Origin of the sequence: Hyphomicrobium facile (assembly GCF_900116175.1) — a bacterium.
In the GTDB taxonomy this organism is placed as follows: domain Bacteria; phylum Pseudomonadota; class Alphaproteobacteria; order Rhizobiales; family Hyphomicrobiaceae; genus Hyphomicrobium_B; species Hyphomicrobium_B facile.
Genome location: NZ_FPCH01000001.1, coordinates 43,401 through 65,403, shown reverse-complemented (window position 1 = coordinate 65,403; position 22,003 = coordinate 43,401). Strand labels below are relative to the sequence as shown.

20 protein-coding genes and 1 riboswitch are annotated in these 22,003 nt (G+C 62.3%); of the genes, 11 read left to right on the top strand and 9 right to left on the bottom strand.

Annotated features, from left to right (window positions below):
• Positions 1-235 precede the first annotated feature (235 nt).
• The 4 genes from pbpC to BM399_RS00295 all read left to right on the top strand — a co-directional run bounded on the left by pbpC (position 236) and on the right by BM399_RS00295 (position 5,467).
• The gene (gene pbpC / locus BM399_RS00310; RefSeq protein ID WP_177227996.1) at positions 236-2,320 is read left to right on the top strand and encodes a penicillin-binding protein 1C; all 2,085 of its coding nucleotides are present in this window, start codon (positions 236-238) and stop codon (positions 2,318-2,320) included.
• 104 nt (positions 2,321-2,424) lie between these two features.
• The gene (locus BM399_RS00305; RefSeq protein ID WP_092862590.1) at positions 2,425-3,297 is read left to right on the top strand and encodes a protein-L-isoaspartate O-methyltransferase family protein; all 873 of its coding nucleotides are present in this window, start codon (positions 2,425-2,427) and stop codon (positions 3,295-3,297) included.
• 43 nt (positions 3,298-3,340) lie between these two features.
• Positions 3,341-4,444, top strand: coding sequence for an extracellular catalytic domain type 2 short-chain-length polyhydroxyalkanoate depolymerase (locus BM399_RS00300; protein ID WP_244531001.1), 1,104 nt, complete (start codon positions 3,341-3,343; stop codon positions 4,442-4,444).
• Positions 4,445-4,510: 66 nt separating this feature from the next.
• Positions 4,511-5,467, top strand: a complete 957-nt coding sequence (locus BM399_RS00295; protein WP_092862588.1) for a hypothetical protein — start codon at positions 4,511-4,513, stop codon at positions 5,465-5,467.
• On the opposite strand, the gene gcvA is transcribed toward BM399_RS00295, so the two are convergent.
• The 6 genes from gcvA to argH all read right to left on the bottom strand — a co-directional run bounded on the left by gcvA (position 5,410) and on the right by argH (position 13,009).
• Positions 5,410-6,363 carry a transcriptional regulator GcvA gene (gene gcvA / locus BM399_RS00290; RefSeq protein WP_092862585.1) on the bottom strand — a complete coding sequence of 318 codons (954 nt, stop codon included), beginning with the start codon at positions 6,361-6,363 and terminating at the stop codon, positions 5,410-5,412. The genes BM399_RS00295 and gcvA overlap by 58 nt on opposite strands.
• Positions 6,364-6,586: 223 nt before the next feature.
• A complete protein-coding gene (locus tag BM399_RS00285; RefSeq protein ID WP_092862582.1) occupies positions 6,587-7,063 on the bottom strand; it encodes a DUF411 domain-containing protein in 477 nt (158 codons plus the stop codon).
• Positions 7,064-7,102: 39 nt separating this feature from the next.
• Complete coding sequence (locus tag BM399_RS00280; RefSeq protein WP_244531000.1) at positions 7,103-9,745, bottom strand: TIGR02302 family protein; 2,643 nt, start codon at positions 9,743-9,745, stop codon at positions 7,103-7,105.
• Positions 9,746-9,947: 202 nt separating this feature from the next.
• Positions 9,948-11,219, bottom strand: coding sequence for a diaminopimelate decarboxylase (gene lysA / locus BM399_RS00275; RefSeq protein ID WP_092862576.1), 1,272 nt, complete (start codon positions 11,217-11,219; stop codon positions 9,948-9,950).
• Between the two features lie 95 nt (positions 11,220-11,314).
• On the bottom strand, positions 11,315-11,539 hold the full coding sequence (gene lptM, locus BM399_RS00270) for an LPS translocon maturation chaperone LptM (RefSeq protein WP_092862572.1): 225 nt from the start codon (positions 11,537-11,539) through the stop codon (positions 11,315-11,317).
• A 60-nt stretch (positions 11,540-11,599) separates the two neighbouring features.
• Positions 11,600-13,009, bottom strand: coding sequence for an argininosuccinate lyase (argH, locus tag BM399_RS00265; RefSeq protein WP_092862569.1), 1,410 nt, complete (start codon positions 13,007-13,009; stop codon positions 11,600-11,602).
• Between the two features lie 40 nt (positions 13,010-13,049).
• Between argH and BM399_RS00260 the strand changes: the two genes are divergently transcribed.
• Positions 13,050-13,697 carry a TlpA family protein disulfide reductase gene (locus BM399_RS00260; protein ID WP_092862566.1) on the top strand — a complete coding sequence of 216 codons (648 nt, stop codon included), beginning with the start codon at positions 13,050-13,052 and terminating at the stop codon, positions 13,695-13,697.
• 59 nt (positions 13,698-13,756) lie between these two features.
• Here the strand turns inward: BM399_RS00260 and BM399_RS00255 are convergent, their stop codons facing one another.
• Entirely contained in the window at positions 13,757-14,005 is a 249-nt protein-coding gene (locus BM399_RS00255; RefSeq protein ID WP_092866001.1) for a hypothetical protein, read from the bottom strand.
• 239 nt (positions 14,006-14,244) lie between these two features.
• Here BM399_RS00255 and dapD point away from each other — a divergent pair, with 239 nt between their 5' ends.
• The 3 genes from dapD to dapE are packed head-to-tail and all read left to right on the top strand — an operon-like array spanning position 14,245 to position 17,015.
• Positions 14,245-15,087, top strand: coding sequence for a 2,3,4,5-tetrahydropyridine-2,6-dicarboxylate N-succinyltransferase (gene dapD / locus BM399_RS00250; RefSeq protein WP_092862563.1), 843 nt, complete (start codon positions 14,245-14,247; stop codon positions 15,085-15,087).
• A 3-nt stretch (positions 15,088-15,090) separates the two neighbouring features.
• Positions 15,091-15,843, top strand: coding sequence for a hypothetical protein (locus tag BM399_RS00245; RefSeq protein WP_092862560.1), 753 nt, complete (start codon positions 15,091-15,093; stop codon positions 15,841-15,843).
• The gene (dapE, locus tag BM399_RS00240; protein ID WP_092862557.1) at positions 15,843-17,015 is read left to right on the top strand and encodes a succinyl-diaminopimelate desuccinylase; all 1,173 of its coding nucleotides are present in this window, start codon (positions 15,843-15,845) and stop codon (positions 17,013-17,015) included. Before BM399_RS00245 ends, dapE begins: the two co-directional genes overlap by 1 nt.
• 106 nt (positions 17,016-17,121) lie before the next feature.
• Here the strand turns inward: dapE and BM399_RS00235 are convergent, their stop codons facing one another.
• Both BM399_RS00235 and BM399_RS00230 read right to left on the bottom strand, forming a co-directional pair.
• Positions 17,122-17,460 (bottom strand): HU family DNA-binding protein, encoded by a 339-nt coding sequence (locus BM399_RS00235; protein ID WP_045838258.1) that lies wholly within the window; start codon positions 17,458-17,460, stop codon positions 17,122-17,124.
• Between the two features lie 248 nt (positions 17,461-17,708).
• Positions 17,709-18,848 (bottom strand): 2'-deoxycytidine 5'-triphosphate deaminase, encoded by a 1,140-nt coding sequence (locus tag BM399_RS00230; RefSeq protein ID WP_092865999.1) that lies wholly within the window; start codon positions 18,846-18,848, stop codon positions 17,709-17,711.
• Positions 18,849-18,984: 136 nt separating this feature from the next.
• A riboswitch (SAM riboswitch) is annotated at positions 18,985-19,063 on the top strand.
• A 72-nt stretch (positions 19,064-19,135) separates the two neighbouring features.
• On the opposite strand from BM399_RS00230, the gene metZ reads away from it, so the two are divergent.
• Genes metZ through argE form a run of 3 tightly spaced genes read left to right on the top strand, consistent with a single transcriptional unit; the run spans position 19,136 to position 21,995 of the window.
• Complete coding sequence (gene metZ / locus BM399_RS00225) at positions 19,136-20,347, top strand: O-succinylhomoserine sulfhydrylase (RefSeq protein WP_092862553.1); 1,212 nt, start codon at positions 19,136-19,138, stop codon at positions 20,345-20,347.
• A gap of 10 nt (positions 20,348-20,357) precedes the next feature.
• On the top strand, positions 20,358-20,810 hold the full coding sequence (gene apaG / locus BM399_RS00220; protein ID WP_092862550.1) for a Co2+/Mg2+ efflux protein ApaG: 453 nt from the start codon (positions 20,358-20,360) through the stop codon (positions 20,808-20,810).
• A 15-nt stretch (positions 20,811-20,825) separates the two neighbouring features.
• The gene (gene argE / locus BM399_RS00215) at positions 20,826-21,995 is read left to right on the top strand and encodes an acetylornithine deacetylase (RefSeq protein ID WP_092862547.1); all 1,170 of its coding nucleotides are present in this window, start codon (positions 20,826-20,828) and stop codon (positions 21,993-21,995) included.
• Positions 21,996-22,003 lie beyond the last annotated feature (8 nt).

Genomic DNA, 22,003 nt, shown 5'->3' with positions numbered 1-22,003 from the left:
CTCCCCCCAAAAGGGGGAGGGCCGGAGCGGGGGTGATGAGCAGGTTGTGCCCCAAGCATCAGCCACTCTCCTCCGGCGCTTCTCAACTCTCGTTCCCCTCCGCCTCTTCTCCCCTCCCCTTGACGGGGAGGGGTCGGGGGTGGGGAGCAGCCCGAGCACGATCCCCCCACCCCTAACCCCTCCCCGCGGAGGGGGAGGGGAATCCGACAAGAGATTCACACTCCGCCACATCGCAATGGCAGCAAGCGTTTCGCTGCTCATCTTCGCAGGCGCCGCCTACGGCCTATATCTCAAAGCCTTCGCCGACGCCGGTCCGCTGCCGCTCGAACAGGCGAAAGCCGTGTCCGTAACGGTCGTTGATCGCGACGATCGCCTGCTGCGTGCCTTCACCACGACTGAGGGCAAATGGCGGCTGCCGGTCGATCCGAAGGATGTCGATCAGCATTATTTGAAGATGCTGTTCGCGTTTGAAGACAAGCGCTTCTACAGCCACCACGGCGTCGATCCGAAAGCCGTCACCCGCGCCATCCTGCAGATGATGCGCCACGGCCGCCTCGTGTCGGGCGGCTCGACATTGACGATGCAGGTCGCACGTCTCCTCGACGGCAAGCACGAGCGCACCGCAGGCGGCAAGCTCCGCCAGATGGCGCGCGCCATCGAACTCGAACGCGCGCTATCGAAAACCGAGATCTTGAAACTCTACCTTCGCATGGCGCCGTTCGGCGGCAACCTCGAAGGCGTCAGAGCCGCATCACTCGCCTATTTCGGCAAGGAACCGCGCCGCCTCTCGCTCGGAGAGTGCGCGCTGCTCGTCGCCCTTCCGCAATCGCCGGAAATGCGCCGTCTCGACCGGAACCCGGAAGCCGCTCGCCGCGCCCGCGATCGCGTCCTGACCCGCGCCGTGGCAGCGAATGTCATCACGGCTGCGGAAGCGGAAAGAGCCAAAGCCGAACGCATTCCATCTATCCGCTACGCCTTCCCGATGTTCGCGCCGCATCTCGCCGAGGCGGAAGTCGCCGCGCGCCCCACCGAGAACGTCATCAAGCTGACGCTCGAACGCAATCTTCAGAGCAACCTCGAACGCCTCGCGGTGGAGCACGCCCGGACGATCGGCGACAACGTATCGACGGCCATCATCGTCGCCGACCACCAGACGGGCGAAATCCTCGCCGAGGTCGGCTCCGCCGATTACATGGACAGGACGCGCCACGGCGCAGTCGATATGGCGACGGCGGTGCGCTCTCCGGGCTCGACGCTGAAGCCCTTCATTTATGGGCTCGCCTTCGAAGCGGGCCTCGCGCATCCTCAAACGCTGATCGAAGATCGCCCCGTCCGCTTCGGAAACTACGCGCCGAAAAATTTCGACGAGGGCTATCACGGCACTGTCTCGATACGCGAAGCGCTCGAGCAATCGTTGAACGTACCGGCTGTGCGCGTGCTCGCGCGCGTCGGACCCGGCAAACTCGCCGGCCGCTTCCGCCGCGCCGGAGTGACGGCACGCTTTCCCGATAAGTCCGAGCCGACGCTCGCAATGGCCCTCGGCGGAACAGGACTGACACTCGAAGAATTGACGACTCTTTATGCGGGCCTCGCACGCGGCGGCGACGGCATCATGCTGACCCATCGCTACGATCAGCGCGGCAAGATCTGGGCGACGACGCACGTCAGGCCGCTCGTCAACGCCCACCGTTTGATGTCGCCGCTCGCCGCCTGGTATGTGACGGACATTCTGAAAGACGCCCCGCCCCCGCTCAACGCCAAGGGCGGCCGCTTCGCCTACAAGACCGGAACGTCCTACGGCTATCGCGACGCCTGGGCCATCGGCTATGACGGCCGCTACGTGATCGCCGTTTGGGTCGGCCGTCCGGACAATTCGAGCATTCCGGGCTTGATGGGCCGAAGCGCCGCCGCACCTATCCTGTTCGACGCCTTCGAGCGCGTACCCGGCCCCCGTGTCCCGCTGCAGGGCGCACCGGCCAACGTCATTCGGGGAACGAACGCCGATCTGCCCGCGCCGCTCAAACGCTGGCGCGACCCGGGGGACGACCCGGCCGGCGGCAAATACCTCCAGCCGCCCGTGCTGATCTCTTTCCCGCCGGATCAGTCCGAAATCGCCGAAACCGACCTCGACGGCGAGCCCCTTGTGCTCAAGGCGGACGGAGGCGCGCTGCCGCTCACCTGGCTCGTTGACGGCAAGCCGATCCAATCGGACGCCCACACGCGCGAAGCGGCATGGCAGCCCGCGGGCGCAGGCTTCGCCAAGCTCACGGTGATCGACGCCAATGGCCGTACCGACCGGGCCTTTATCAGACTAAGATAGTCGGACCACACGGACACGCGCGAAACCCGGCATGGGCGCCAGCGCCGTCTGCGTCGGCCCCGTTTGGGCTGAGAACTGGCAATGGTCCTCGCCAGGAGCATGCAATGGAACTCGCCGAGTTGCGTCGTGTTTTCGCGCGCCAGATGCTGGCGCTCGCCGACGTATGGAACAACCAACGGCTCGAAGACGCGTTCGCCCACGTTCCTCGCGAAAAATTTCTCGGGCGAGGCCGGTGGCATATCCTGACGCCGTGGTCGCTCCAAAACTACGCCAATAACGGCGATCCCGCCCTCGTCTACCAGGACGTCGTCATAGCCTTGGACGAGGAACGCGGCGTCAACAATGGCAGCCCTTCCCTTCACGCCCGATGGCTTGACGAAGTTGCAGCGGGTCCCGGCGATCGCGTAGCTCACATCGGCGCCGGCACCGGATATTACTCCGCCATCATTTCGGAGATCGTCGGCCCCGAAGGTCACGTCATCGCCGTCGAATACGACGCCGATTGCGCCCAGAGAGCACGTGAAAATCTTTCCGGCCGCCGGAACGTTGACGTCGTTCATGCCAACGGCTGCGACTGGCCGAAGGACGAAGTCGACATCGTATATGTGAATTTTGCGATCCCGCGCCCGGCCGACCCCTGGATCGAAAATCTGAAGCCCGGCGGACGCCTCATCTTTCCTCTCGGCGTCCCGAGCACGACGCGGTCGCGAGGGCGATCCCTGAACGGCGTCACAATAATGGTAACGCGCTTGGAGGAAGGCTATGCGGCCTCATCCTCTTACCCCGTGTCGTTCGTTTTTGCGGAAGGACTGACGCCGGAGCCCAGCGAAGAAGAAATAAGAAATTTGTATCAGAGCCTCAAAAGGGGCGGATGGGAGAGCGTAAAAAGTCTCGTTTGGAAGCAGGCGGCCGATAGTGCAGAGTGCTGGTACGTTGGGTCGGATTGGGCCCTGAGCTACAACGCCATTACCGCCTAAACCTTATTTTCTTCCATCGCACATTTTGGAATTCGAACCGACCATGAGACGCCACCGCGCCGCGATCCGAAAATTTGCGCTGATGGTCGCAATGACCGCCGCTCCGCTGACCTCGGGCGGCTGCAACGAGACCGCGAAAAAGGCGGCATCCGACCGGCCGCTTCCCGCGCTCGGCGCCAAAATCGATGAAACGTCTGTCTCGGGCATTTCATCGGGCGCCTACATGGCCGGACAATTCCAAATGGCGCACGCCAAACGCGTTGCCGGTGCCGCGATTATCGCAGGCGGCCCTTACGGCTGCTCCGAGAGCGTCTTCGCCGGCACGATGCCGGGCGCGGGAACGGCAATCCTGAACCTGTCGAAAGCCGTCAACGGCTGCATGCTGGATCTCCTTGGCGTCTGGGGTGTTTCCGACCCGCAAGACCTTGCGACGAAGGCCAAGGAGCGCGCCGACAAAGGCGAAATCGATCCGATCGCCGATGTCGTGAATGATCGCATCTATCTCTTCACCGGAACCTCCGACCGCACCGTCGCGCCGTCGATCGTCCGCCACGCGGCGACGTTCTACGAAAAGCTCGGCGTGCCCCAAACGAACATCGATCTCGTCTCGAACCTACCTGCGGGCCACGCCTTCATCACGGACAACGAAGGCAATGCCTGCGGAGCGTCCGCATCGCCTTACATCGACAATTGCAATTACGATCAGGCGGGCGCGCTGCTGAAGCACATCTACGGCGACCTCCACCCGCGTGCCGCAACGCCCGGCGGCGAGTTCATTGATTTCGATCAACGCCCGTTCTTCCCGAGCGACGACAGCGCCGGACTTGCCGAAACAGGCGTCGTCTACATCCCCCAGTCATGCAAGGACGCGGCCGGTTGCCGCGTTCACATTGCCTTCCACGGCTGCGCGCAGAACCGAGAGGCCGTGGGCGATGCATTCGTCAAGGAATCCGGCTTCGCGCGATGGGCGGACACGAACCGGTTCATCGTGCTTTTTCCACAAGTCGCGGATTCACCGATAAACCCGCAAGGCTGTTGGGATTGGTGGGGTTACACGGGCCCGCAGTATCTTACGCGTGACGCGCCGCAGATTGCCGCAGTAAACCGCATGCTCGATGCCTTGCAAGCGCCGGGTGGAGGCGCATAAAGGCTCGCAGCCAGCAGGCGCTACGAAAGCCGCCGCCTCAGCGCGGCTAATGGGGGGAATTCCAGAATGCTTGCACGTGAACGCCTCGTTGCGCCCCTCGTGTCCCTATCGTGGCCCCAAGCGCCGAGCATTTCATCCGGCATAAGACGAACGCTCGAGGTTGCCGCGGCCGTCGCCACGATGGGGTGCCTCGTCATGGCGGCCACGTTGCCGAGTGATCGCGACAACGCCTCGTCCAGAGCCTCGAATGGCGTTCCCGTATCGACGGCCCTCCACCCCGGACGCGAAACCGATTTCGGCGCCTACCTCGGCGCGCCCTATCACTACCCGAGCGACTTCCACCTCGTGAAGAAGGGCGGCACCGATCTCACGATCAAGAACGTCGAATGGTACACGCTGCCCTTCGAAAACCCGCTCTACTACGGCGTCCGCCTCCAGCGTTGGTTCACGGGCCGCTTCGGCTCGATGCTCGACTTCACGCACTCGAAGGTCTACGCGCCGCTCGACAAGGAGGCGAATTTCGAAGGCACGGTTGACGGCAAGCCGGTGCCCCCCACGGCGAAACCGCGAGACTATTTCAAAAAGCTCGAATGGACGCATGGCCATAACATGCTGACGCTCAATGGCATGATCCGTCTGCCGTCACTCGGAATTGTTTCGCCGTACCTCGGCGCGGGAGCCGGGCTCTCGTTCCCGCATTCCGAAATTTTTCCCAAGACCGACCCGTCGCGAACCTACGAATATCAATATACCGGCCCCGCCGGTCAGGCTCTCTTCGGTCTCGAGTTCCGGCTTCCGACCGGTTCTGTGTTCGTCGAATACAAATTCACGTCGTCCGACTATTGGGGTCCGCTCACCGGCCGTGACGGCTCGTGGTACCCGATCGACATGTGGAACCAGTTCTCGCGCTGGTGGAGCGGCGAAGAACCCCCGTATGGTTGGGCAGGCGCTCGCCTGACGAGCCATCAGGTGATCGGCGGCTTCCTCACACGCTTCGTGCCGAAAACCGCCGGAGCGAAGTAAGCGGCAAGCGTCGCTTCGAACGTCCGAAGCTCGGCGGTAAGCCACGTCTCAAAAACGGCCGCGGCATCGGGAGTTTTTGCGCCTGCGCGGCTGACGAGATAGTAACCCTGCCGCGACACGACGATATGGAACGGCCGCACGAGCCGCTTCGCAAGAAGCGCATCTCCGGCTTGAATCTGATCGGCGAGCGCGAAGCCTTGCCCCGCTTCCGCCGCGGCGAGCGCAAGATCGCCATTGAGCGTTGGCCCCGACGGCACCACGCGGCCGGAAATTCCCGCAGCAGTAAGCCACGCGTTCCAGCACTCCTTCGCCGTCTCCTGGATGAGAAGAGCGCCGTCGAGATCGGCGGGCGCCGAGAGAGGATTGTCCGCCAGGAATTTCGGACTGGAGACAAGCATCAATCCCGCGTCGGCGAGCTTCCGCACATCGACCCCGCTCCATTCGCCGCCACCGAAGCGGATACCGATATCGACATCTTCCTTCGCGAAATCGACGAGCCGGTGACTCGGATCGAGAACGATATCGATGCCCGGATGAAGCTCGGTGAACTTTCCGAGCCGGGGCACCAGCCAGAGGGCCGCAAACGAAACATCCGACGTCACGACCAATCGCTTGCGCCGCCGCGATGGACGCGCGAAGCGGCTCGACGCAGCGGCGATCAGATCGAACCCCTTCGTCAACTCCTGAGCGAGTGATTGCCCGGCTTCTGTCAGCACGACGCCGCGGCCCGTCCGCTCGAAGAGCGGCGTCCGGAACTCGGATTCGAGCGTGCGGATATGGCGGCTGATCGCGGCGTGCGTGACGTTGAGCTCTTCAGCCGCGCGCGAAAAACTCGATAGCCGCGCGGCGGCTTCGAACGCTTTCAGGGCATTGAGCGGCGGCAGTCTGCGGGCCATGCCCGATGTAACAATTCCTTACACGTCCTGTAAAGCAATGCCGTTTGTCTGGCGCGTGCGCCGGGCGCACCGTTCCGTCAGCGAACAACGCAATCGGAGAACGGCAATGATGCGCGTTATCGAGCACCTGATCGAGACGATAGAAGCGCTGCTTTTTAGCGGTCATCCGCGGGCTCATCCCGAGCATCCCTCAAGAGCCAAACGGAGAAGCTAACTGTCCCTTTTACGATATGGGGCGATCGGCTTTGTAACGGCCAAACGACCGCTGCCCATCTTTTGTAAAGATCACCACTTCATAGGGTTCCGGCTCACCACCCATGCCGGGTGACCCAGCGGGCATTCCGGGAACCGCGAGTCCGATGGCCTGGGGTTTCTCGGCCAGCAGCCGTTGGATGGCATGGAACGGCACATGCCCCTCGATCACATATCCCGAAAGCTCTGCTGTGTGACAGGACGAGAGCGCGGCCGGCACGCCCAAGCGCGCTTTCAAGGCCTTCATTTCCAATGTTTCGGATACGGTCGTCTCGAACCCATGACTACGCAAATGCTCAACCCAGGCGGTGCAGCATCGGCAGTTGGGGTCTTTGAAAACCTTGAGGGTCGGGGCTGATTGAGCCGAGACGCCAGTCGTCAGCGACGATAGCGCCAATACGAGACCTCCAAGAACGGCGCGTCGATCGTAATGATTGGCTTGCTGCATTCGAGGTCCCCCCGAAGATTGAGGCAACGCTGAAACACGCTAAAACCGCTTCAGCAGCCGGTCGATGTATTCGAGTTCGTCCTGCGGCCTGAGGCTCTCACCCGAACGCTTGCGCAGCTCTTCGAGGATTTCGCGCGCACGCTGTGCGTCGATCGCGTCCGGCACCTTCACGGACGTGCCGAGATCAGGCCCCTGCGCGCGCTGCGGCCGGCCCATCGGATCGCGTGGAGAGTTGCCGCCGCGGCCCAAACGCTGCTGTGCATTCTTCTGCATCTGCTCGGCCATCTGCTGAGCGCTTTGGCGCATCTGCTCGAGCGCCTGCCCCTGCTGATCGGCAGCTTCGGCAAGATCGTTTTGCTTCAGCGCATCCTCGGCCCTGCCCATCGCATCCTGCGCATTGCCGAGCTTGTCGGGATCGCCCGCACCCATTTCCTCGAGATCTTTTTTCAGCTTGTCGAGTTCGTTGCGAAGCTGCGCCTGACGATCCTGCAAGCTGCCCTTGCCGTGCTGTTGCCGCCCGGCGGAGTTGCCCTGCGAACCCTGCTGGCCTTGGCCCTGCTGGCCGCCACCCTCCTGATCGGCATCCATGTCGCCCTGGCCGCCTTGCTGGCGACCCTGGCCTTGCTGACCCTGCTTGCCTTTGCCGGTCTTCGGTGACCCCTGACCGTTCGGATCATCCTGCGAGCCGCCTTGTCCTTCCTGGCGGCGCTGCTGACCGTACGTGTCGTCCATCAGCTGCTGCTGCTTGCCGGTGAGGTCGCTCAGCTCATTGAGCTTCTTCATCATCTGCTGAGCGCGCTGCTGCTGGGCGCGTGCCTCGGGCGAATTGCTCGCCTGCAGACGATCCATCAACTCGCGCAACTCGGAAAGCATCTTCTCGGCATCGTCGCGCGAGCCTTCCCGCGCGCTCTTCTCCAGATCCTTCATCATCTGGTCGAGATCTTGCTGGCCGAGCTCCTGGTTCTGATCGCCCTGCTGCTGATCGCCGGAAGGATTCTCCTTCTCCGCGTTCTTCTGCATTTCGTTGAGATAGTCGTTGAGGCGTTTCTTCAGATCCGCCATCGCATCTTGGATTTCTTTGTCGTCGCCCTTTTCGATGGCATCCGACAATCGATCCTGCGCATCCTTGAGCGCGCGCTCCGCCTGTGACAGCGCACCATCCTCGACCTTGAGCGCGATCTGCCAAAGCTCAGCGATGGACTCGTTCATCGCCGAGCGCGTCTCCTGCCGGTCGAGGCGATGATAGATCGCCCGCAGACCAAGATAGACGCCGTCGTCTGTGATGAAGCCCTGCGGCTCCATGGTCAGCGCATCGAGCGCCCGCACGACCTTCGGCCGGTTGCGCGAGTCCTCCGCGAGGTACCGCCGCTGCTCGACCAAAGCTCTCGCCAGCGGATTTTTGAAGCGGCGCGACGGCAGCACGATTTCGATCGGCTCACTGCGCCCGACTTGCCCGCCGACATCCGTTGCTTCGAGCCAAAGCTGAACGCGCTGGCCGGCCCACGGGTGCTCGCCAATGTCGAGGAGCGCCGACGTATCGACCGTCTTTGCCCCCGGGCGCGGAATTTTGAGGCTGAGCACCGGCGGACGCTCGAGCGGCAACCGCGGCCCCGTGAGCGGCGGCGGCTGCGCCCACGACTTTGTTGCGTCCACGGGCTTCGGCGGCGCCTTGCGGACTTTCACTTCGGCGCTCTGAAGGCCGTAGTCGTCTTCCGCCTTGTAGAAAACGCGCATCGACCCGCGCGGCGTGCCGGTGATTTCCTTCGTCAACGCGATCTTCGGCAGCGCATCGGGGATGACGTCGAATGTCCAAAGGCCAAGCTCCCGCGTTCCCGAAAGAGCGCGAACGCGTGCCGACTTGCGGATCTCGTAGCGCGTCTCCGACACGCTCGAGGTATCGCCCTTCTTCGATTTTTCGGGAGGCACGATAACCGGCGCAGTCGCGCCATCGGTCAAGACTTCCAGCGCAACCCCATCCGCGCCGAACCCGACACCCCGGAGCGTCAGCAGGCTGCGATCGGGCACCTCGAAAAATTTGATCCTGTCCTTGGCGTCGTCGGCATTTTGCTGCGAGCCGTCGGCCAGCAGCACCGGCGGCAGCGCCGTATAGGGCGGCGGCGTGACCCAGGCATCGACGCGCGCCGGAGGTCCGGACTCGGCGGTACCGAAACGGAAAGCGGCAGCCAGGCGATCACTGAGGCTTCCTGTCGCCAGAACCGCAATCGGCACGAACATGACGAGCAAAAGCCCGCGGACAGCCCAGGGATCGAAGCGGTCGGTTCTGGGCGCCGGATGCCCGACCCGGAGACGCGAAATCGCCCGCGCCAGACGTTCCCGATGCGCCTGCCAGATCGCCGACGTCGTGGCATTCTGAGCGCCGGAAGTCAGCGTGTCCTCGTAGGATGTCGCAGGCCGGTGCGGAACCCCGGAGCGGCGCTCAATCCGCCGGATGGCGTCTTCCCGCGTCGGCCAGGGAACGCGAACCGCGTACACGACAGCCGCTACGGCGGCGGCCGCGAAAGCAACCAGCAGTATTTTGTGAGGGTGCGGGTCTAGGTAGGGCCATATGCCGAGGAACGACAGCATGACGAACACGAGCGCCACGCCGATAAGCAGCCAGAGCCGCGGCCAAAGGCGCTCGAAAAACAGCGCGACCGTGCTGAGACGTACCTTCCGCGCCAAGGATCGCGAAATATCGGGACCGGGATCCCTGTTCTGGGGCTCTACCATGCCAGCCTAAAGTATCACGGGCCTCTGACCCCGCACGTTAACAAAATGCAACTATGAGGGGCCGAATGACCCGCCTATCGGCCTTTTCTACGGCCTTTTTGTGCGCCAGAGGCGCGGAGCCCCAGTCTCGCCGGTGCGGCCTGCGCCGCCATAATTAGACCTGGAGCCACGGCGGCAGATGATCCGCCCCGATCAAGTCGTCGTAGGTCGGCCGTGGCCGGACCACGGCATAGCGGTCGCCATCGACCAGCACTTCCGGGATGAGCAAGCGGCTGTTGTACGTCGACGACATCACCGCCCCATACGCACCGGCAGACATGACGGCGAGAAGATCCGTGGGCGCGACCGGAGGCAACGTCCTGTCTTCAGCCAGAAAATCGCCCGTCTCGCAAACCGGCCCGACGATATCCTGCTGCATCGGCGACATGTCCGAGCACGCTTCGTTGACCGGCCAGACGTCGTGGTAGGCTTCGTAAAGCGTCGGCCGGATCAAGTCGTTCATGGCCGCGTCGACGATCGTGAACGTCTTGTCGGTCCCTTCCTTCACGTAGACGACCTGCGTAACGAGAACGCCTGCATTCCCGACGATCATGCGGCCAGGCTCAAGAACGAGCTTGAGGCCGAGACCGCCGAGCGTGTCCTTGACGACCGCCGCGTATTCATCGGGTGTCGGTGGAATGTCGTTCGCGCCCCGGTACGGAATGCCGAGACCGCCGCCGATATCAAGATGCTCGAGCGCGATACCGTCGGCTTTGAGATCGCGTGCGAGATCCGCCAGCAGGCGAAACGCATCGCGGAACGGCGCGAGATCGGTAATCTGGCTGCCGATGTGCATATGGATGCCCGAGACCTTGATGCCCGGAAGCTTGGCGGCTTCCGCATAGAGACGCCGCGCGTCCTCATAGGGTACGCCGAACTTGTTTTCGGCCTTGCCCGTGGAGATCTTCGCGTGCGTTTTGGCATCGACGTCGGGATTGACGCGAATGGCGATGGAAGCGGTACGGCCGATCGCCGTCGCGACATCGCTCAGTGCATGAAGCTCCGGCTCGCTCTCGACGTTGAAGCCGTGAATGCCTTCTTCGAGCGCGTAGGCCATCTCACCGCGCGTCTTGCCGACGCCTGCGAAAATGATCTTCGATGCCGGAACCCCCGCCGCACGAGCCCGCCGGAGTTCGCCTTCCGAGACGACGTCCATGCCGGCGCCGAGGCGCGCCATCGTGGTGAGCACCGCCTGATTGGAGTTCGCCTTGACGGCAAAGCAAATGAGCGCGTCCTGCCCTTTGAACGCCCGCGCCAGAACCTCGTAATGGCGCACGAGCGTCGCGGTCGAATAGCAATAGAACGGCGTCCCGACTTCCGCAGCGATGCGTGCGAGGCTTACGTCCTCGGCATGAAGGATGCCGGACTTATACTGAAAGTGATGCATGGGAAGCGCTTCTAGCGGATGAGAAAGACCCCCGTCACCGGAAAAGTCACCGGAGAAGACGAGGAGGCTTCAAAAAAACCGGCCGAGCGAACCGGCTACCGTAACAGCGGATCGAGAATGAACGGTTCATGCGGTTTCGGCGGCGCGTCCGAATTCTGACCGGCGGCGTGAGCATCGGGCAATTTCGCATCGCCAGCCGCCTTGGCGGCAGGCGGTGGCTCGAGGGGCCCTTTAACACCGCAGCCTGCAAAACCGGCGCAAGCCGCGCCGACCAGCGCCACCGCGATCCAGGATTTCGTGCTGCGTGAGAGCACGGCCATGCCAAAAACACTCCAAAACCATTCAGCCCGCTCGAATGGCAGGCGCTGAGAGAAAGACTTTTAGACCTTCCCTCGCGCCTTTTCCAACCGCCTCAGCCACTGACGAGCCATTTTGGCGACGTTCTGTGGCGCGGTTCCCCCATAACTCGTCCGGCTCTTGACCGAGTTCTCCACAGAGAGCACCGAAAATACGGCTTTCGTGATGCGCGGCTCGACGGCCTGCATGTCGCTTAGGCTCAATTGATCGAGATCGACGCCCTTGGCTTCGGCCGCCTTGACGATAGACCCGGTCACATGGTGGGCCTCGCGGAACGGCATTTTGAGTTCCCGGACGAGCCAATCGGCAAGATCGGTCGCCGTCGAGTACCCGCGCCCGGCGGCCGCTCGCATAGCCTCGGCATTGGGCTCGAGATCCGCAATCATGCCCGCCATCGCCGCCATGACGAGACGCAGGCTGGAGAACGCGTCGAACGTCGTCTCCTTGTCCTCCTGCATGTCCTTCGAATAGGCGAGCGGCAGCCCCTTCATCACGATGACGAGGCCCTGGAAGGCCGCCGCGATCCGCCCGACCTTGGCGCGCGCCAGCTCTGCGGCATCCGGATTGCGCTTCTGCGGCATGATCGACGAGCCGGTTGTGAAGCGATCCGACAGTTTCACGAAGCCGAACTGCGGCGTCATCCAGATGACGATCTCTTCGGCGAGCCGCGAGAAATGCACGGCCGTGATGGTCGCTGCAGCAAGCGCCTCGAGCGCGAAATCGCGATCCGATACGCCGTCGAGCGAGTTCGCCATCGGCCTGTCGAAGCCGAGCGCCTGCGCCGTTTGCTCCCGGTCGATCGGGAACGACGTTCCGGCGAGCGCCGCCGAGCCGAGCGGCGATTCATTGAGACGCTTGCGCGCATCCGCGAACCGGCCCCGGTCGCGCGCGATCATTTCGACATACGCCAGCAGATGATGACCAAAGGTCACGGGCTGCGCAGGTTGCAGATGCGTGAATCCCGGCATGACGGTCGCAGCGTGCGCCTCGGCCTTCTCCGCCAGCGCCTGCTGCACATTTGCGAGAGCTTCATCGATCCCGTCGATGGCGTCGCGCACGAAGAGCCGGAAATCCGTCGCCACCTGATCGTTGCGCGAACGTGCCGTATGCAGCCGCCCCGCCGCCGGTCCGATCAGCTCTTTCAGCCGGTTTTCGACGTTCATGTGAACGTCTTCGAGCGCACGGGAAAATTCGAACGTTCCCGCGTCGATCTCCGCCTTGATCTTGTCGAGGCCTTTTGCAATCTCGCGGGCATCGGATTTGGTTATGATGCCGGCTTCCGCCAGCATCGCGGCGTGCGCCTTCGAGCCGCGAATGTCTTGCGGCGCAAGCTGCTTGTCGAAGCCGATCGAGGCATTTATCTCCTGCATGATCTCGGCGGGAGACATTGCGAAACGGCCACCCCACATGGTGTTGGCTGGCTTGTCGGTCACGAGCAGCTCCGTATCAGAGAAGAGAACAAGGTTACCAAAAATGACAGCGAACGGCGCGGGAGGCCCGCAGAAAGCCCTTTGGACTGTGGCGCTGTCGGCGTTGGTCGGGTTCGGCGCCGTATACGTTATCGGAGGCGGGTTGGGCAACGCCGGACCTGAAAAATCCGTGACCGCCGCCCGGGATTTATCGCCGCCCAAGGCCGAACCATCGGCCGGATCGCCCTCCAAGCTCGGAGAAATGGCGGCATTCGTCACGAAGAAGACGCCCGAGCCCCTCCCCGACATCACCTTTCAGGATGCCGACGGCAAGGACGTCAAACTGTCGAGCCTCAAAGGCAAAACGATCCTTCTCAATCTTTGGGCAACCTGGTGCGGCCCCTGCCGTGAGGAGATGCCCGCGCTCGACCAGTTGCAGAAGAAGCTCGGCGGCGACAAGTTCGAAGTCGTGGCTCTGAGCCTTGACCGGAAGGGCTATGAGGAGTCGCGGAAGTTCCTCGACGAGCTGAAAGCAACCAACGTCAAGCTCTACTCGGACGCGAGCGCCAAGCAGGGCATGGCGCTGAAACTTCTGGGAATGCCGACCACGATCCTCATCAACAAGGATGGATTGGAAATCGGGCGGCTGGCAGGCCCCGCGAAATGGGATTCCGACGACGCCAAAAAGCTAATCGAGGCGGCGACGAACTGACCACCTCGAGCAGCTATTCATAAATGAATTGACGGTCGGCGCCTCGAACGGTCGGCGAATTATTTCTTCTTCGTCTTCTGTGTCAGCGCCGAAGCCGCAACCGACTTGGCAGCCTTGCTCGCCTTCGGATCATGCAGGATTTTCGACGCAGCCGACGCGACCTTCTTGCTCGTCGTTTCCTTTGGGCTGCCGGTCTGCGTGAGTGCCGAAGCCGCGACCGACTTCTCAGCCTTGGTCGCAGTTTTGCTCCTCAGCACCGTCGAGGCTGCCGAGGAAACCTTTTTGCTGGTGACTTCCGATTTCGCCATGGACATCGCTTCCTTGTTCCGGGGCCGCGGAAGTGCGGTCCGGCGAGCATGCACCATGCCCGATTCGAATTCACCGTGTAATGACGGTCGGCACCTGTTTTCGTCCGCTTTGTACGCTTAACCTGACGCACGGTGCCGCGAGACACCAATTGGCCTGTGCTCCGAATTGACACCCCGCGCCCGAGAGGCGACAAGCGCTCCTCAAACACCAAGCCGCACAGCATCGGAGACGCTTTCCCATGGCCCACGACGACCTCAAGAAAACAATCGAAACGGCGTGGGAAGCTCGCGACGGCATTTCGTTCGACACGAAAGGCCCCGTCCGCGACGCCGTCGAAACCGCGCTCGACCTCCTCGACAAGGGCGAGGCACGCGTCGCCGAGAAGGCGGAGGGCACCTGGGTCGTCAATCAATGGCTGAAAAAGGCGGTCCTTTTGTCGTTCCGTCTCAATGACATGGAAATGATCCCCGGCGGCCCGGCAGGCAGCTTCTACTGGGACAAGGTGCCCCCGAAGTTCGCGGGCTGGACCGAAGCAGACTTCCGCAAGGGCGGCTTCCGCGTGCTGCCCGGCGCTATCGTGCGCCGCTCCGCTTACATCGCGCCCGGCGCGGTCTTGCTCCCCTCGTTCGTCAACCTCGGCGCCCACGTCGGCAGCGGCACGATGGTCGACACCTGGGCAACGGTCGGAAGCTGCGCTCAGATCGGGAAAAACTGCCATATTTCCGGCGGCGCCGGCATCGGCGGCGTGCTCGAACCCCTTCAGGCCGGACCGGTCGTCATCGAGGATAACTGCTTCATCGGCGCCCGCGCCGAGGTCGCCGAAGGCGTCCAGGTCGGCGAAGGCTCGGTCCTCTCGATGGGCGTCTACATCGGAGCCTCGACGACGATCATCGATCGCGCCACCGGCGAAAAAATGTTCGGCAAGGTGCCTCCCTATTCCGTCATCGTATCGGGTACGATGCCGGGCAAGCCTCTCCCGAACGGAGAACCGGGTCCAAACCTCTACTGCGCCGTCATCGTCAAGCGCGTCGATGAGAAGACGCGGAGCAAGACAAGCATCAACGAGCTTCTCAGGGATTAGGCCGTGGCGCGCAGGTACCGGGCACTCGATGCGGACAAGATCGTCGATACGCTCGAGACGCTCGGGCACCGTATCGCCGATCGTTTTCCGAACTCGGGCCTGTCCAGCGTCTGCGCCGACCTGATATCTGTCGCCCGCCAGACATCCGAGCGCATCGTCTACGTTTCGCGCCCGAACTGGACGCTGCGCTCGCTTCTCATCGTGCTGGTAGTGAGCACCCTCACGGTGCTCGCTTACCTCGCCGCCCAGGCCACAACTCTGAAGGGTACCGACGAGTGGTCGGAGGTCCTTCAGGGCATCGACGCCCTCTTCAATCTTACCGTACTGCTCGGAGGCGGCGCATTTTTCATCTCGACTCTCGAAACGCGCTGGAAACGGTCGCGGGCTCTCGCAGCCCTGCATGAGCTGCGGTCTATCGTGCACGTTGTCGACATGCACCAGCTGACGAAAGACCCGAGCTCCGACCGGGCAGCGACCGTCTCGACATCAGGCCCACAGCGCGAGTTGTCTCACTTCGAGCTCATGCGCTATCTCGACTACTGCTCGGAAATGCTGTCACTGACCGCCAAATGCGCGGCCCTCTACGCCGAACGCCTGAGTGACGCAGTTGTCGTCGATACCGTCGGCGACATCGAGCGCTTGACATCGGAGCTATCGAGTAAGATCTGGCAGAAGATCACGATCGTGCAGAGCCTCGAAGGCCGCGAAACGCCGTTGCCGTCCGCCGGTCAGCTATATGGAAGTCAAACTGTATAATGACCCTAATTCCAACCGATCCCGTTGCGCTCTCACAAGCGCTCATCCGCTGCGAAAGCGTAACACCCGACGAAGCAGGCGCACTGACGCTGCTGCAGAACGTGCTGGAGCCCGCAGGCTTCACCTGTCACCGCCTCGTCTTCTCTGAGCCCGGCACGCCCGACGTCGATAACTTGTACGCGCGCCTCGGCACAGGCCGACCGCACCTATCCTTTGCCGGACACACCGATGTCGTGCCGGTCGGCAACGAAGCGGCCTGGACCGTCCCGCCATTCGCCGGCGAAGTCCGCGATGGAATTCTCTACGGCCGCGGCGCCGTCGATATGAAGGGCTGCATCGGAGCGTTCGTCGCGGCTTCGATGAAATACATCCACCACTATAACGGCCTGCCGCGCGGCTCCCTGTCGTTCATCATCACGGGCGACGAAGAAGGCCCGTCGATCAACGGGACGATGAAAATCCTTGAATGGTTGAAGGCCCGCGACGAAGTCATCGATGCTTGCCTCGTCGGCGAGCCGTCAAATCCCAACGCTCTCGGCGATGAAATTCGCATCGGACGCCGCGGCTCGCTCAACGTCGATCTGACCGTACACGGCATTCAAGGCCATTCCGCCTACCCGCAGATCGCCGACAACCCCGTCCCGAAGCTCGCGCGCATCATCGACCGGCTTTCGACGACGAAGCTCGACGACGGAACGGAAAACTTCCAGCCATCGAACCTGCAGGTGACGGTGATCTCCGTTCCGAACACCGCAACGAACGTCATACCGGGACGCGCCATCGCGAAGCTCAACATCCGCTATAATGACGGCTGGTCGCGGCCTGCGATCGAAGAGTGGGTGCGGAAGACGGCGGCAAGCGCTGCATCCGAAGTCGATGCGAAATACGATCTCGCATTCTCGGGAACAGGCGACGTTTTCCTGACGAAGCCGGGCCCTCTCGTCTCGACGCTCAAAGACGCCGTCAAATCCGTCACGGGCCGCACGCCCGCTTTGACGACCGGAGGCGGCACTTCCGATGCGCGCTTCATCAAGGACATCTGTCCCGTCGTCGAATTCGGCCTCGTCAACAAGACGATCCATCAGGTCGACGAGCACACGAGCGTCGCCGACCTCGAGACGCTGACCGAAATCTACGGCCGCTTCATCAGCGACTTTTTCCGCAACGGTTGAGGTTTCGTTTCGAGCGGCCGGCGCGCGGAACGCGTGTCGCCCGAAACAAATCAAAAAAGGCCGCCATCGCTGGCGGCCTTTTCGCATTACCCCGCTGGAGCGATCGTTAGACCGACTCTTTCAGCTCTTTCGCGGCGCGGAAGGCGATCTTCTTCGAAGCCTTGATCTTGATGGCTTCGCCCGTTGCAGGGTTGCGGCCCATGCGCGCCGGACGCTTGCGAACCTGCAGAACGCCGAGACCGCCGATGCGGATGCGGGCGCCCTTCTTGAGATGCTTCGAAATCTGAGCGACGAGATCTTCGAGCAGCGCGACCGACTGCTTCTTCGGAATCTCGTGAGCCTCCGCGAGCGTCGCGGCAATATGCTTCAACGTAACGGTCTCGATCTTCGCTGCAGCCTTGGCCGGAGCCTTGGCTGAAGTCTTTGGCGCAGCTGCCTTTGCCATTGTCGTCCCTCTTATGCGAATCGGTTTGGTATCGAACACTACATCATCGTTGAAACCCAAAAACATGCGATTTTTGGGCCTTTTTCGAATGAAGCCGGCGAAAAGAGCAGCATTTGTGGCCCGAAAGCAAGCGCCAACATGGGGGTTACACGCAAAAAAGCCGCCAAAACCGCAGTTTTCAGTGCAGTTTGATAGAATGAGCGCAGTGAACGAGGGATAAAAAATCGAAATTTCGCCGTGCAAAGATATTATTTGAAATGCTTTGAGAGTTTCAGACCCTGGCCCTGGTAGTTCGATTTGAGCCCCTGGCCATAAAGCGTTTCGGGCGTTTCGGTCATCCGCTCGTAGATAAGCCGGCCGATGATTTGCCCGTCTTCGAGAATGAACGGCACCTTGTGCGAACGCACTTCGAGGACGACGCGCGAGCCGTTGCCGCCTGCCGCCGCGTGACCGAACCCCGGATCCATGAAGCCCGCGTAATGCACGCGAAATTCGCCGACGAGCGGATTGAACGGCACCATCTCGGCCGCATGCGTCGGCGGCACATGCACGGCTTCCTTCGAAGCCAGAATATAGAACTGATCGGGATCGAGAATGAGCCGCTGCTTGTCCTTGACGTAGATCGGATCCCAGTAATCCCCGACCGGATACGTGCCGACCTTGTCGACGTCGACGACGCCGGTATGCCGCCGCGCGCGAAATCCGACCAGGCCCGTCGCGTCACCCGCGAGATCGACGGTGAGCGCGATACCGCCGGAAATGTCGGCATGCTCCGCCGAGACGAGACGCTCGCGAAGCTGCAATTCGCGCAACGCCGTATCGCTGTCGGCGGCAGGCCCGTTGCGAAAGCGGATCTGCGACAGCCGCGATCCTTTGCGAACGACGATCGGAAACGTTTGAGGACATATCTCCGCGTAGAGCGGTCCATTATAGGCGCGGGGAATTTGATCGAACGCGCCGACGCCGTCCGCGATGACGCGGGTGAAAACGTCGAGCCGGCCGGTCGAGCTTTTCGGGTTGGCCGACGCTTCGACGTCGGCCGGCAACGCGAGCGACTCGAGCAGCGGCACGATATAGACGCAGCCCGTTTCGAGAACCGCGCCTTGGCTCAAGCTGATCGTATGCAATGCCAGATCGTCGAGGTTGGTCTGCACGCGGCCGCCGGGCCTTGGAAGAAAACTCGCACGCACTCGGTAAGCGACGGCGCCGAGCCTGAGATCTAGGCTCGCGGGTTGCACTTGTCCTTCGGCGACCGGCTCCGCAATCGCGATCTCGCCGTCTGCAATCATCCGGGAAATCGCTTGCGCCGGTAGAATGCCGACACCTCGCTCCCGCCGCTTCGACGCCGGATGAGCTTTCTCGGATAACGCTTTTTCGGATTTTGTCATGGCGCCGGTGTACCCCTTCGGCATCGTCTAAAGTACACCAAACGCTTCGCCAAGCGCGACAATGTCTGCAGTAACCGTTATTCCCGCCCGATCGACACCGCCTCTTGACGCCGCAGAGTACGGGGGGTAATCCCGCTCCACACTTCGTGGTCCTTTGGCCGGCCGGCTTGCAGCCACGTTAAACAAGTCGCTAAAGAGGCCGTGTGCGCTCCCGGTTTCCCGCGCCCGGCCTTTCGTCAGCCGGTGCCTATGGACCGGGATTTTTATTGCGCGAAAGGCCGTTTCCGATGGCAGATGACGAACAGTTTCCGTCCAATAACCCGGCTTGGCGGCCCGCCACGGCGCTCGTCCATGGCGGCGTCACACGGTCCGATTGGGGCGAGACTTCCGAAGCCCTCCATCTGACGCAGGGCTTCGTCTACAAAAGCGCAGAGCAGGCTGAAGCGCGCTTCAAGCAGGAAGACCCGGGGTTCCAATACACGCGCTTCGGAAACCCGACGATCTCGATGTTCGAAGATCGCCTGAAGATTTTCGAGGGCGCAGAAGAATGCCGCGCCACCGCAACGGGCATGGCCGCCGTCACCGCCTCGATGCTCTCATATATGAGAACCGGCGATCACGTCGTCGCAGCGCGGGCGCTCTTCGGCTCCTGCCGCTACATCGTCGAGACGCTCTGTCCGCGCTTCGGCATCGAAGCGACGCTCGTCGATGGGAAGGACCTCGACGCCTGGCGCGCCGCCGTTCGCCCGAACACCAAAATGTTCTTCTTCGAGACGCCATCCAACCCAGCTCTCGAGCTGGTCGACATCGCCGCAGTCTGCAAGATCGCGCGCGATAACGGCATCCTGACTATCGTCGACAACGTGTTCGCGACGCCGATGCTGCAGCGGCCGTTGGCGCTCGGCGCCGACATCGTCGTATATTCGACCACGAAGCATATAGACGGCCAGGGCCGCTGCCTTGGCGGCGCGGTTCTCGGAAAATCTGAATTCATCACCAAATACGTCCAGGAATGGGTCCGCCAGACCGGCCCCTCTATGAGCCCATTCAATGCCTGGGTCATGCTGAAGGGCCTTGAAACGCTGCCCATTCGCGTCAAGGCGCAGTGCGAAACGTCTGCCAAGATTGCAGACCTTCTGGCAGGCCTGAAGGGCGTGACCCGGGTAATATATCCAGGGCGAGCGGATCACCCCCAGGCGGCGCTTGCCGCAAAGCAGATGCCGGGCGGCGGCCAGATGATCGCGTTCGAGGTCGAGGGTGGTAAACAGGGCGCCTTCCGGTGCCTTAACGCGCTCCGTTTGATCAGGCTTTCGAACAATCTGGGCGACGCAAAGAGCCTCGTCACGCATCCAGCGACAACCACCCATTTCAAGCTGACTCCCGAGCAGCGCTCGGAACTCGGCATTAGTGATGGTATGATCCGTCTTTCGATCGGACTTGAAGCGGTCGAAGATTTAGCAGACGATCTCACTAATGCGGTGAAGAGGGTCACGGGGTAACGGGGATAATATGAGTAAAAGTACGCCGACTTCGCCATCGAGAAAGGCCGCTTCGGCTGCCGCCTTCCATCCTTATGAAGCGACGACGCGCGGTATCCGCATCCGTGTCGAACCGCGCTACATGGAAGACCAGTCGTCTCCCGAAGATAGCCACTTCGTGTGGTCTTACGCCGTCGAGATCAGCAACGACGGCGGCGAGACCGTCCAGCTCAAATCGCGCATGTGGCGCATCACGGACGCCCTCGGCCGGACCGAAGAGGTTCGGGGCGCAGGCGTCGTCGGCCAGACGCCGGTGATCGCACCCGGCAAGTCGTTCCAGTATACGTCGGGTTGTCCCTTGAAGACGCCGCAGGGTATCATGGTCGGCAGCTATCAGATGTCGGACGAGACGGGAAAGCTTTTCGACGTCGCCATTCCCGCCTTCTCGCTCGATAGCCCCTATACCCGACGCAGCATGAACTGAACCCGGCGTCAGCCGATGACCGCAGCACGAGGCCCAATCCTTACTCCCGTTGAATTGCTCGCGCGCCTCGTGGCCTTCGACACGACGAGCTACAAGAACAATCTTGGCCTGATCGCGTTCGTCGAAGATTACCTTCGAGCGCACGGCGTGCCGTCGCAACGGATCGTCAGCGACGACGGCCAGAAATCCTCTCTCTACGCAACGATCGGTCCGGCTGACGAAGGCGGCATCGCTCTCTCTGGCCACACCGACGTTGTGCCCGTCGATGGGCAGGATTGGACGAGCGACCCGTTCACGTTGAGAGCGGAAGGCGGCCGGCTCTATGGCCGCGGCTCAGCCGATATGAAAGGCTTTCTCGCCGCTTCGCTCGCTGCCGTTCCGGATTTCAAGAAGCGCAAACTCAAGAAGCCGATCCATCTCGCCTTCTCATATGACGAGGAGGTCGGCTGCATTGGCGTTCGCCCGATGATCGCCGAACTCGGCAAGGCGCTTCCGAAACCACGCATGGTGATCGTCGGCGAGCCGACGAGCATGCAGGTCGTCGATGCCCACAAAGGGCCGGTCCGCTGGCGGGTCGACGTCAAGGGACGCGCGGCGCATTCGAGCATGGCGCATCTCGGCGTGAACGCCGTCACCTATGCGACGCGCCTGATCAGCGAACTCGACCGTATGGAAGCCGAGCTGAAGCAGCGCGTCATCGACGTTCGCTTCGAGCCGCCCTATTCAACCCTGCAAGTGACGACGATCGACGGCGGCACGGCGACCAATATCGTTCCCGTGCATTGCAGCTTCGTGTTCGATATCCGAGCGTTGCCGGGATTGCACCCCGACGAGATCGAGGATCGGTTGCGCCGCTACGCCGAAACGCATTGCCTCCCCGAGATGCACGCGATCGCCCCCGAAGCCGGCATCGACATCGAGCGCGTCAATTCCATTCCCCCCTTCGGCGCCGAACCGTCATCCGAGGTCGTCGCGCTCGCTTTGAAATTGACGGGCCAGAACCAAACGTACGGCGTTTCATACGGCACCGAGGCCGCCCTCTTTCAGGATGCGGGCGCGCCATCCGTCGTTTGCGGACCGGGCGATATCGCCCAGGCCCACACAGCCGACGAATGGATCGCCGAAACCGAGATCGCAAAATGCATGGGCTTTCTGGATCGCCTCGGCGCCTGGGCAGAGACCTGAGACGGACC